Annotated in this window: 8 protein-coding genes; 1 reads left to right on the top strand and 7 read right to left on the bottom strand. The window is 72.2% G+C overall.

Annotated features, from left to right (window positions below; translation table 11 throughout):
• Positions 1–184: 184 nt before the first annotated feature.
• From ABZT17_RS37815 to ABZT17_RS37800, 4 genes are all read right to left on the bottom strand, one after another.
• Positions 185–508: a hypothetical protein gene (locus ABZT17_RS37815; RefSeq protein WP_356356048.1), complete on the bottom strand. Its 324-nt coding sequence runs from the start codon at positions 506–508 to the stop codon at positions 185–187.
• Entirely contained in the window at positions 505–873 is a 369-nt protein-coding gene (locus tag ABZT17_RS37810; protein WP_356356047.1) for a WhiB family transcriptional regulator, read from the bottom strand. Before ABZT17_RS37810 ends, ABZT17_RS37815 begins: the two co-directional genes overlap by 4 nt.
• A 175-nt stretch (positions 874–1,048) precedes the next feature.
• Positions 1,049–1,372 (bottom strand): hypothetical protein, encoded by a 324-nt coding sequence (locus ABZT17_RS37805; protein ID WP_356356045.1) that lies wholly within the window; start codon positions 1,370–1,372, stop codon positions 1,049–1,051.
• Between the two features lie 164 nt (positions 1,373–1,536).
• Entirely contained in the window at positions 1,537–3,735 is a 2,199-nt protein-coding gene (locus ABZT17_RS37800; RefSeq protein WP_356356043.1) for an ATP-dependent DNA helicase UvrD2, read from the bottom strand.
• 182 nt (positions 3,736–3,917) lie between these two features.
• Here ABZT17_RS37800 and ABZT17_RS37795 point away from each other — a divergent pair, with 182 nt between their 5' ends.
• Positions 3,918–4,160, top strand: a complete 243-nt coding sequence (locus ABZT17_RS37795) for a mycoredoxin (protein WP_356356041.1) — start codon at positions 3,918–3,920, stop codon at positions 4,158–4,160.
• 85 nt (positions 4,161–4,245) lie between these two features.
• Here the strand turns inward: ABZT17_RS37795 and nudC are convergent, their stop codons facing one another.
• The 3 genes from nudC to ABZT17_RS37780 form a co-directional block, all read right to left on the bottom strand.
• On the bottom strand, positions 4,246–5,187 hold the full coding sequence (nudC, locus tag ABZT17_RS37790) for an NAD(+) diphosphatase (RefSeq protein ID WP_356356039.1): 942 nt from the start codon (positions 5,185–5,187) through the stop codon (positions 4,246–4,248).
• 67 nt (positions 5,188–5,254) lie between these two features.
• The gene (locus ABZT17_RS37785) at positions 5,255–6,658 is read right to left on the bottom strand and encodes a dipeptidase (RefSeq protein ID WP_356356038.1); all 1,404 of its coding nucleotides are present in this window, start codon (positions 6,656–6,658) and stop codon (positions 5,255–5,257) included.
• A 10-nt stretch (positions 6,659–6,668) separates the two neighbouring features.
• Positions 6,669–10,241, bottom strand: a complete 3,573-nt coding sequence (locus ABZT17_RS37780; protein WP_356356037.1) for an ATP-dependent DNA helicase — start codon at positions 10,239–10,241, stop codon at positions 6,669–6,671.
• Positions 10,242–10,333 lie beyond the last annotated feature (92 nt).

Below are 10,333 nucleotides of genomic sequence, written 5' to 3'. Positions count from 1 at the left end.
CCTGCCTGGGAGCCGGGGACAGAGGCAGGGAAGGGGAGGGGCGTGCCATGGATCTGGCCTTACTGCGCACGGGACCGGCCGGCGGGCACAACGCACCGCGGGGGCCGGTCCGTGCGGACGGACCGGCCCCCGCGGGGAGCTGACGCCCCCCGTCTGGGGAGGCCACCGCTTCAGGTGTGGTGGGTTACTGCATGACCGCCATGGCGAGCGCCCGGCGGGCGCGCAGCGAGGCGCGCTCCGCTCGGCGCTGCATCCGGCGGGCGACCACCAGGCGCACGGCCTGGCGTTCCCGCGCGGCCTCATGCAGTCGGTCGTGCATATGCGCACGAGCCAGGGCTTCTGGTTGGAGTTGCATCTCTCGGGTCCTGTTCTGACGCGAACCGGTCACGCCGGTCATGGTGAGGTCTTCGATCGCGGAGCCGGTGGGCTCGTAGGTGGACGGCTTCATCGGGGCCTGCTTCGTGGGGTCGTTCGTGAGGGGGCGGTCGATCGTTCCTGCGGTGTTCATGCCGTGACCGGGTTCTTGCGCGGGCGACCACGGGGCCGCTTCCGGGCGACGACGACACCCTGGACGAACAGCTCGCCACCCCAGACGCCCCAGGGCTCACGCCGCTCCTTGGCGCCGGCGAGGCAGGCCTCGATCAGCGGGCAGGTGCGGCAGAGGGACTTGGCGTACTCGACGTCCGCCGGCGACTCGGCGAAGAAGACCTCCGGGTCGTAGGAACGGCAGGGGACGGGTACGCCGAGGCTCTCGATGGCGTCGTCGAGCGCGGTGAGCGCGGTGAGCGGGGTCAAGGTGGAGTCCTCCGTGAGGCCGGGCGGGGGGATCGTTTCGGAAGGCGGTACGGACGGGGCGTGCGCTTCGAGTTGCACGGTTGGTCTTCCTCGTCTGGTCGTGCCGGCCCTGTTGGGCCGGTTGGCGGCTGGTACCGGGTTCTGCTGTTGTCCCGAGGCCCCTTCGCTCCGTCGTCCCCGTTCGGGGAAAACAGAAGGGCCGCGGATCCCGGATGGGGTTCCGCGGCCCTGAAGGCGCCGGCCTGATCGGCGATCAGGCTGGATCACTCCAGGGTTCTGGCCCACGGAAGGCCCACATCTGGTGGTGCTGCTTCGTCTGCTTCCGGCTTCCGGCACCGGCCGCCGTAAAGGCATAGGCCTGCGCCTGTGCCGCTACTGCTTCCAGTGCCTTGGTCGGTCGCTCATTGCGCTCACGGATGGGAAGACCCGCAAGAGACACGGAGGACGCCGGACGCACGGCAGTGATGCCGGGCAGACCGGTGCCCGGGTTCGAGGCGCCGAGCATGCACAGGGAGGCGACGACCGAGCGATCGGTCATTTTCACGGTGCTGATGGAGCTGCTGTAGATGCTGATCACTGGACTCGCCTCCTCTCGGCGCTTCGGGGACTGGGATGAACCAGCCCGACGGATATGCAAGTAGAACACGGAATCAGGGCCTCCGAGAAGGCCTCCGTCCCCGTGGCTAAGAACCTATGGGGATTGCTGGGGCATGCGCAAACTATTTTTTCGACGAGTTCGGATCAGGTCTTCTCGTCGTCTCCTCCAAGGACTTGGCCTGCGCAGATGGCCAGAACATCGGCTCCGTAGCGGTTGAGCTTGCGCCGGCCGACTCCGGGGATGCGCGCCAGCTCGTGCTCGTCGTCGGGGACGGTCTCGGCGATCGCCATCAGCGTCTTGTCGGTGAAGACGCAGAACGCGGGCTGTCCGCTGCGCCCCGCCTGGTCCGCCCGCCACTCCCGAAGCCGCTCGTACAGACCCTCGTCCATGTCGGAGGGGCAGTCCTCGCAGCGCATCAGCTTCATCTCGCCGGCGTCGGTGAGCGTGCGCCCGCAGACCCGGCAGCGGGCCGGGGTGCGCTGGGTGCGGCGCGGGACGGCGATGTCCGCTCTGCCGGTGAAGCCGCGCTCGACGCCTGCGTCGCCGCCCGCCGCGCCGCGCCCCGCGGTGGCCGTGGAGCCGGGCCGCAGACCGTCCAGGAAGCGGCTGGGGCGGCGGTTGGGACGGCCGCCGGGTGAGCGGGACAGCGCCCAGGAGACGTACAGGCGCTCGCGGGCGCGGGTGACACCGACGTAGAGGAGGCGGCGCTCCTCCTCGATCTGCTCGTCGGTCTTCGCGTAGGTGATCGGCATCATGCCCTCGGCGACCCCGACCAGGAAGACGACGTCCCATTCGAGGCCCTTGGCCGAGTGCAGCGAGGCCAGGGTGACGCCCTGGACGGTCGGGGCGTGTTGGGCGCCCGTCCGCTCGTCCAGTTCGGCGACGAGGTCGGCGAGGGTGGCGCCGGGTTTGGCGGCGGTGAAGTCCTGCGCCAGGTTCACCAGGGCCGCGAGGGACTCCCAGCGCTCTCTGACGGCGCCCGAGCCGGCCGGGGGCTGGGGTGTCCAGCCCTCGCTCGAGAGCACGGCACGCACCTGGGAGGGCAGGTCGACGGCGTCGTCCAGGAGAGAGTCGTTGCGGCCGAAGCGGGCCGCGGCGCGCAGGGCGACGATCGACTTGCGCACCTCGGGGCGTTCGAAGAACCGCTCGGCGCCCCGGAGTTGGTAGGGCACTCCGGCGTCGGCGAGGGCCTGCTCGTAGGTCTCCGACTGGGAGTTGGTGCGGAACAGGACGGCGATCTCGCTCGCCGGGACGCCCGCGTCGATCAGGTCGCGGATGCGGCGGGCGGCGCCCTCGGCCTCGGCGGGCTCGTCGGTGTACTCGGTGTAGCGGGGCTCGGGCCCGGCCTCGCGCTGTGAGACCAGCTCCAGGCGGTGGTCGGCGGCGCGGCCGCGGGCCTGGGCGAGGAGGCCGTTGGCGAGGTGGACGACCTGGGGGGTGGAGCGGTAGTCGCGGACCAGCTTGACGACGGTCGCTCCCGGGTGGCGGGCGCGGAAGCCCAGCAGGTGGTCGGGGGTGGCCCCGGTGAACGAGTAGATCGTCTGGCTGGCGTCGCCGACCACGCACAGGTTGTCCCGCTCGCCCAGCCACAGCTCCAGCAGGCGCTGCTGGAGGGGGCTGACGTCCTGGTACTCGTCGACGACGAAGTGCTGGTACTGGGCGCGGACCTGGTCGGCGATGTCGTGCCGGTCCTGGAGGACGGCGACGGTCAGCAGCAGGACGTCCTCGAAGTCGATGACGGAGCGGTCCCGCTTGAGGTCCTCGTAGACGGAGTAGAGCTGGGCGATCTCGGCCGGGTCGCGGGGGGTGTCCCGGCCGGCCTTGGCGGCGGCCGCCGCGTAGTCGGCGGGGACGGTCTGGGTGACCTTGGACCACTCGATCTCACCGGTGACATCCCGCAGCTCACCGCGGTCGAGGCGGATGCGGCAGGCGGCCGCGGCGTCGGCGACGAGCTGGATCTTGCGGTCGACGAGCCGGGGCATGGAGCCGCCGACCGCTTTCGGCCAGAAGTACTGGAGCTGGCGCAGGGCCGCCGAGTGGAAGGTGCGGGCCTGGACGCCGACGGCACCGAGCTGGCGCAGCCGGCCCCGCATCTCCCCCGCGGCGCGGTTGGTGAAGGTGACGGCCAGCACGCTGGAGGGCTGCAGGATCCCGGCGCGCACCCCGTAGGCGATGCGGTGGGTGATCGCCCGGGTCTTGCCGGTGCCGGCACCGGCCAGGACGCACACCGGTCCGTGCAGGGCGGTGGCCACCTCGCGCTGCTCGGGGTCGAGCCCTTCCAGCACCGCGTCGGCCGAGTCCGGTACCCGCGGGAAGAGCGTGGAGTGCGTTGCTGCTGTCACACCGCCATGCTGCCAGGTCGCCGGAGACGGGTGCGGCGGTTGTCCACAGGCGGACAGCTCTTGTCGTACCAATGCGGCAGGCGTCACGTTCGGCCGGGCACCGAACGGGGGAATGGTGGCCCTTCCCCGTGCGTTTCCCCTCTGCGACCACCGATCCCCAGCAGCCAAGGAGCGCAAGAGACATGCCGGGCACTGTGACGATGTACAGCACGACGTGGTGCGGCTACTGCCGTCGGCTGAAGAGCCAGATGGACCGCGAGGGCATCACGTACAACGAGATCAACATCGAACTGGACCCGGAGTCCGCGGCGTTCGTCGAGAAGGCGAATGGCGGAAACCAGACGGTGCCGACCGTGCTGTTCGCGGACGGCTCGACCCTCACCAACCCGTCGCTGGCACAGGTGAAGCAGAAGATCGGCGCGTGACGCGCCACTGAGACGCGCGAAAGGCGGTGCCTGAGGAGTCCTCAGGCACCGCCTTTGTGATGTGCGCCACACCCGCCGTGCGGAGTCACACGCTCCTCGTCGGCAGCGGCTTGCCGTACCAGAGCTCGATCAGGCGGGCCGCGATGGAGATGCCGTACGGAGGCAGTACCTCGCCGGACTCGAAGGCGGCGCCCAGTTCGTCGCGGGAGAACCAGCGGGCCTCATGGATCTCGTCGCCGTCGACGTCGATCTCGGTCGAGGTGGCGTGGGCCATGAAGCCGAGCATGAGGCTGGACGGGAACGGCCAGGGCTGGCTCGCGACGTACTCCACCTGCCCGACGCTGATGCCGGCCTCCTCGAAGACCTCGCGGCGCACCGCCTGCTCGATGGACTCGCCGGGCTCCACGAAGCCGGCGAGCGTCGAGAAGCGGCCCTCGGGCCAGTGCACCTGGCGGCCGAGCAGGATACGGTCCGCCTCGTCGGTGACCGCCATGATCACGGCGGGGTCGGTGCGCGGGTAGTGCTCGGCACCGCAGGCGGGGCAGCGGCGGATGTGCCCGGCCGCGGCGATGACGGTGCGCTCGCCGCAGCGGGAGCAGAAGCGGTGCGTGCGCTGCCAGTTCTCCAGGCCGACCGCGTGCACCATGAGACCGGTGTCGCGCGGCGACAGCAGCAGCCCCGCCTCGCGCAGGCCCGCCGCGCGCGCCGACTGGTCGATCCGGCCGGGCAGCGCGTCCTTCTGGAGGGCGAAGTAGCTGACGCCCTCCTCGTCGGTGCCCAGGAAGTAGCGGTGCGCCTCCGTCAGCGGCGCCTCGAAGGAGGGCGTCATGACGAGTTCGGTACGGCCGTCGGGCGTCTCGTCGATGAGGACCTGGCCGCCGGAGACCACGAAGCAGCGGGTCGTGGGGTGGCTCCAAGCCGCCGCGAGCCAGGCTTCGTCGAGCCGGTGGTGGGCGGCGCGGTCGATGCCGCTCGGGGCGGTGAGCGAGATGGGGCGGTCGGCGGTGTGGTCGGTCCAGGTGGTCACGGGTGCTTCCAACTCCCCCTGTGGAACGGGTTGTTTCGGCTGGCGGTTCGGCGGGACGTGCGGACGCTCAGGGCGCATGGCGCCAGGTCTCCGCGAGGTCGCCCCACAGGTAGGCGGTGGTCTCGACGCCCTTGAGGAGCAGGGCGAGCTCCACCTTCTCGTTCGGTGCGTGCCAGCCGTCGGACGGGACGGAAATACCCAGGAAGAGCACGGGTGCGGCCAGGACTTCCTGGAGGTCGGCGGCCGGTCCGGAGCCGCCCTCACGGGTGAAGCGGATCGGCTCGCCGAAGGCGCGGCCCATCGCGCGGACGACGGACTGCAGGGCCGGGTGGTCCAGCGGCGTCAGACACGGGCGGGTGGCGGCGCCGAAGGTGATCTCGGACCGGATGCCGGCGGGCACCTGCCCGGCCGCCCACGCGCGCACGGCCTTCTCGATGTGGTCGGGGTCCTGCCCGGCGACGAGCCGGAAGGAGAGCTTCACCATGGCCGAGGACGGGATGATCGTCTTGCTGCCGGGGCCCTGGTAGCCACCGCCGATGCCGTTGACCTCGGCGGTGGGCCGGGCCCAGATGCGCTCCAGGGTGGTGTGCCCGGCCTCGCCATGGGTGGCGTGCGACTTGGCGGTGCGCAGCCACTGTCCCTCGTCGAAAGGCAGCTCGGCGAAGAGCTCGCGCTCGCGGTCGGTGAGTTCGACGATGCCGTCGTAGAAGCCGGGGATCGCCACGCGCGCGTGGTCGTCGTGCAGCGCGGCGACCAGGCGGGCGGCCGCGGTGGCCGGGTTGGGCACGGCGCCGCCGAAGGAGCCCGAGTGGATGTCCTGGTCGGGGCCGGACAGCTGGATCTCGCACTCGGCGAGTCCGCGCATGCCGGTGCACACGGTGGGGGTGTCCTCGGACCACATGCCGGTGTCGGAGACGATCACGGCGTCGGCGGCGAGCCGGTCCGCGTGCTCCTCGACCAGGGCGCGGAAGTGGGGTGAGCCGGACTCCTCCTCGCCCTCCACGAGCAGCTTCAGGTGGACGGCGGGGGCGGTGCGGCCGGTGGCGGCGAGGTGGGCGCGTACGCCGAGTGTGTGGAAGAACACCTGCCCCTTGTCGTCGGCGGCCCCGCGCGCGTAGAGGCGGTCGTCCCGGACGAGGGGCTCGAAGGGCTCGCTGTCCCAGCCGTCCTCGCGGGCGGCGGGCTGCACGTCGTGATGGCCGTAGACGAGGACGGTGGGTGCCTCGGGGCTGTCGGCGGGCCACTCGGCGAAGACGGCCGGGGCACCCGGGGTCTCCCAGACCTCGACGGTCGGGAAGCCGGTCTCCTTCAGCTTGGCGGCGAGCCAGTCGGCGCTGCGGCGTACATCGGGCGCGTGGTCCGGCTGGGCGGACACGGACGGGATGCGCAGCCACTCCGCGAGCTCGTCGAGGAAGGCCGTGCGGTGCTGCTCGATGTACGTACGGACAGCGCTGTCCGGGGTCTGGCTCATGGTCACGAGCCTATCGGCCCGCACCGACATCCTCGGTGGGCGGTTCCTCACAGTTTGCTTGCGCGGAGGGCTCCTCCAGGAGCAGCCGCTCCAGCGCGGCACGGCCGGGCAGGTCGTCCGGTCGTACGACCTCACCGGTGCGGACGTAGAGGAACGCCGCGTTGACGGACTCCAGCGGTACGCCCTGCTGCTCGGCCCAGGCCAGCCGGTACAGGGCGAGCTGGAGCGGGTCGGCGGTACGGCTGCGGTTCGTCTTCCAGTCAACGATCTCGTACGTCGCCGTCTCGCCGTCGCCTTCCCGGTAGACGGCGTCGATACGGCCCCGGACCACCCGGCCGGCGATGCTGAGCTGGAAGGGCGCCTCCACGCGGTGCGGGGTGCGGCGGGCGTACTCGGTGCGCTCGAAGGCCTCCTTGAGGGCTTCCAGGTCACGTTCGTCGGCGATCTCGGCCTCGCCGCCGGGGAGTTCCTCCGGTTCGAGAACGGGCAGCGTCAGCTCTTCGAAGCGGGCCTCGACCCAGGCGTGGAAGCGGGTGCCCCGGCGCGCGGCGGGCTGCGGCGGGCGCGGCATGGGGCGCGCGAGCTCCTGCGCGAATCCGTCGGGGTCGGCAGCCAGGCGCAGCACCTGGGATGCGGTGAGCGAGGCGGGCAGGGGCACGTCGGTGACGGCTTCACGCGCGCGCAGGAGCTCACCGGTGAGGGCGTCCAGGTCACGGTCCCAGGAGGCGAGGGTGCGGGCCTCCTCCGGGGTGAGGCGGGGACGGGTGCGCTCGGGGGCCGTGCGGGTGCGCTCGGCGGCTGATCCACGTGCGCCCCGTCCCGGGGTCTCCTCGCGTTCGGCGCTCCCCGGTGCCGACGCCTGGTGGGGAACCGTCGGGCGGTCGGTGGACCACTCGTCCCAGTCGCCGGGTCCCTCCTCCAGGAAGGGATCGTCCTCGGGGAACGGGGCGTCCTCCTCGTAGCCGGCCTCCTCGTAGAGGGCCTGCTCATGGAGGTCGTCCTCGTCCGGCGGCGCGGGCCAGTCGGGATCCTCGTGGTCGTCCGGGTCGTGTACGGCGGCGGGGTGGCCGTCCTCGTGGGAGGCGAGGTCGTCGAGGTGGGCGAGGACGGTTTCGGCGGCCGTGCGGCGGCGGGCGAGGGACGCCTCGTCCAGGGGCAGCGGCCAGACCTGGTCGGCGCCCGCGGCGTGGAGGGCCGGGTTCTCCTCGTCCTCGGCGGGCTCGTCCGCCCACGCCTCGATCTCGCCGTACCCGGCCTCGCAGTGGTCGTAGAGGGCCTGGAGGAAGTCGGACGGGCCGCGTGGCTTCTTCTGGCTGGGGCCCCACCAGTGACCGGAGCCGAGGAGGAGGGAGCGGGGGCGGGTGAAGGTGACGTAGCCGAGGCGGAGTTCCTCGGTGTGCTGGTGTTCCTTCATGGCCTCCTGGAAGGCCTTCAGGCCGCGTGGGTCCCAGGCGGCGATGTCGGGCAGGGTGTCGGCGTCGCCGCGCAGTCCGTGCGGCAGCACCTTGCCCTGGGCGGTCCACTTCTCGCGTCCCTGGGTGCTGGGGAAGGTGCCGGTGACCAGGCCGGGCACCGCGACGACGTCCCACTCCAGGCCCTTGGACTTGTGGGCGGTGAGGACCTTGACGGTGTTCTCGCCGCCCGGGAGCGCGTTGTCGAGGCCCTTCTCGTACTGGGCCGCGGTGCGCAGGAAGCCCAGGAAGGCGAGCAGGGTCGCCTCGCCGTCCCCCGCGGCGAAGGAGGCGGCGACGTCCAGGAAGTTGGACAGGGTCTCGCGGCGCCGGGCGGCCAGCGCGTGCGGGGAGGCAGACAGCTCCACCTCCAGGCCGGTGACGGCGAGGACACGGTGCAGGACGTCCATCAGCGGGTCGGCCAACGAGCGCCGCAGGTCGCGCAGTTCGGCGGCCAGACGGGCGAACCGCACACGCGCGTCCGGCGAGAACGGCAGCCCGTCGTCCTCCTGGTCGACGTCGAGCGGCAGCTCCAGGAAGGTGTCCAGGGCGTCCGCGAGCGATATCACCTCCGAGGGGTCGACCCCCTCGACGGCCTCGGCGAGCCTGCGGTCCCGGTCGTCGCCGGCGTCCACGCGCGCGTGGGACACCAGCAGCCGGGCCCTGCGTCCCAGAAGGGCCAGGTCGCGCGGGCCGATGCGCCAGCGCGGGCCCGTCAGCAGCCGCACCAGGGAGGCGTTGGCGCCGGGGTCCTGGAGGACCTCGCAGACGGCGACCAGGTCGGCGATCTCGGGCAGGTGCAGCAGCCCGGACAGGCCGACCACCTCGACGGGGACGTCCCGGGCGACGAGCGCGCCCTGGATCTCCGCGAAGTCGGTCGCCGTACGGCACAGGACGGCGATCTCGCCCGGGGCCTTGCCGGTGTTCACCAGGTGGGCGATCGAGTCGGCGATCCAGTCGATCTCCTCGGCGTGGGTGGGCAGCAGCGCGCAGCGCACCATGCCGTCGCGCTCGGCGCCGGGGGCGGGGCGGAGGGCCTCCACGCCCGCGTGCATGGCGCGCAGCGGCTCGGCGAGGCCGTTGGCGAGGTCGAGGAGGTGGCCGCCGCTGCGGCGGTTCTCGCTGAGCGCCTGCCGGGTGGCGGGGCGGCCGTCGGGGTGCGCGAAGTGCTCGGGGAAGTCGTCCAGGTTGGCGACGGAGGCGCCGCGCCAGCCGTAGATCGCCTGGCAGGGGTCGCCGACGGCGGTCACCGGATGGCCGGTGCCGTCGCCGAACAGGCCCGCCAGGAGGATGCGTTGCGCCACCGAGGTGTCCTGGTACTCGTCGAGCAACACCACCCGGAACTCCTCGCGCAGGACGCGGCCCACCTCGGGGATGCGCGCGAGCCGCGCGGACAGGGCGATCTGGTCGCCGAAGTCGAGCAGGTCGCGCTCACGCTTGGCGGCGCGGTAGCGCATCACCAGGTCGGCGAGTTCGCGGCGCGCGGCGGCGGCCTCGGGGACCTTGCGCAGATCGGCGTTGGTGAGCTTCGCGCGCTCCAGGATGCGCAGCAGGCCGGCGTCGTAGGCGCGCAGGTTCTCCGGCGGTACGAGGTGCTCGGCGAGTTCCGCGTCCAGGGCGAGCAGGTCGCTGACGAGATCCGCGAAGGAGCGGGTGAGGGCGGGGTAGGGGCCCGGGGCCTCACGCAGCACGCGCGCGGCGAGCTGGTAGCGGGTGGCGTCGGCGAGGAGGCGGGAGGTGGGTTCCAGGCCGATCCGCAGGCCGTGGTCGGTCAGCAGGCGGCCCGCGAAGGCGTGGTACGTCGAGATCACCGGCTCGCCGGGCGGGTTGTCCGGGTCGATGAGGTCGGGGTCGGTCACGCCCGCCCTGACGAGTGCCTTGCGGACGCGCTCGGCCAGTTCGCCGGCCGCCTTGTTGGTGAAGGTGAGGCCGAGGACCTGTTCCGGGGCGACCTGGCCGGTGCCGACCAGCCACACCACACGGGCCGCCATCACCGTCGTCTTGCCCGACCCGGCTCCGGCCACGATCACCTGCGGGGCGGGCGGCGCGACGATGCAGGCCGTCTGCTCCGGGGTGAACGGGATCCCGAGGAGCTCCTTGAGCTGATCGGGATCGGTGATACGGGGCGGCACGTCAGAGAGGCTAGCGGCGACCACCGACAATCGAGGACGGATCGACTCCGGGGCGAGGAGAAGCGCAGGTCAGCACGGGTGGTGCGACTGAT

The organism is Streptomyces sp. NPDC005648, from assembly GCF_040605395.1.
In the GTDB taxonomy this organism is placed as follows: Bacteria; Actinomycetota; Actinomycetes; order Streptomycetales; family Streptomycetaceae; genus Streptomyces.
The sequence above is the reverse complement of the archived record's forward strand: the minus strand, read 5'-3'. Positions and strand labels throughout refer to the sequence as shown.

What these genes read in the sequence shown, in the direction of transcription:
- ABZT17_RS37815 (WP_356356048.1), bottom strand. Translation starts at nt 508, where the DNA reads ATGAACACCGCAGGAACGATCGACCGCCCCCTCACGAACGACCCCACG.
- ABZT17_RS37795 (WP_356356041.1), top strand. Translation starts at nt 3,918, where the DNA reads ATGCCGGGCACTGTGACGATGTACAGCACGACGTGGTGCGGCTACTGC.
- ABZT17_RS37785 (WP_356356038.1), bottom strand. Translation starts at nt 6,658, where the DNA reads ATGAGCCAGACCCCGGACAGCGCTGTCCGTACGTACATCGAGCAGCAC.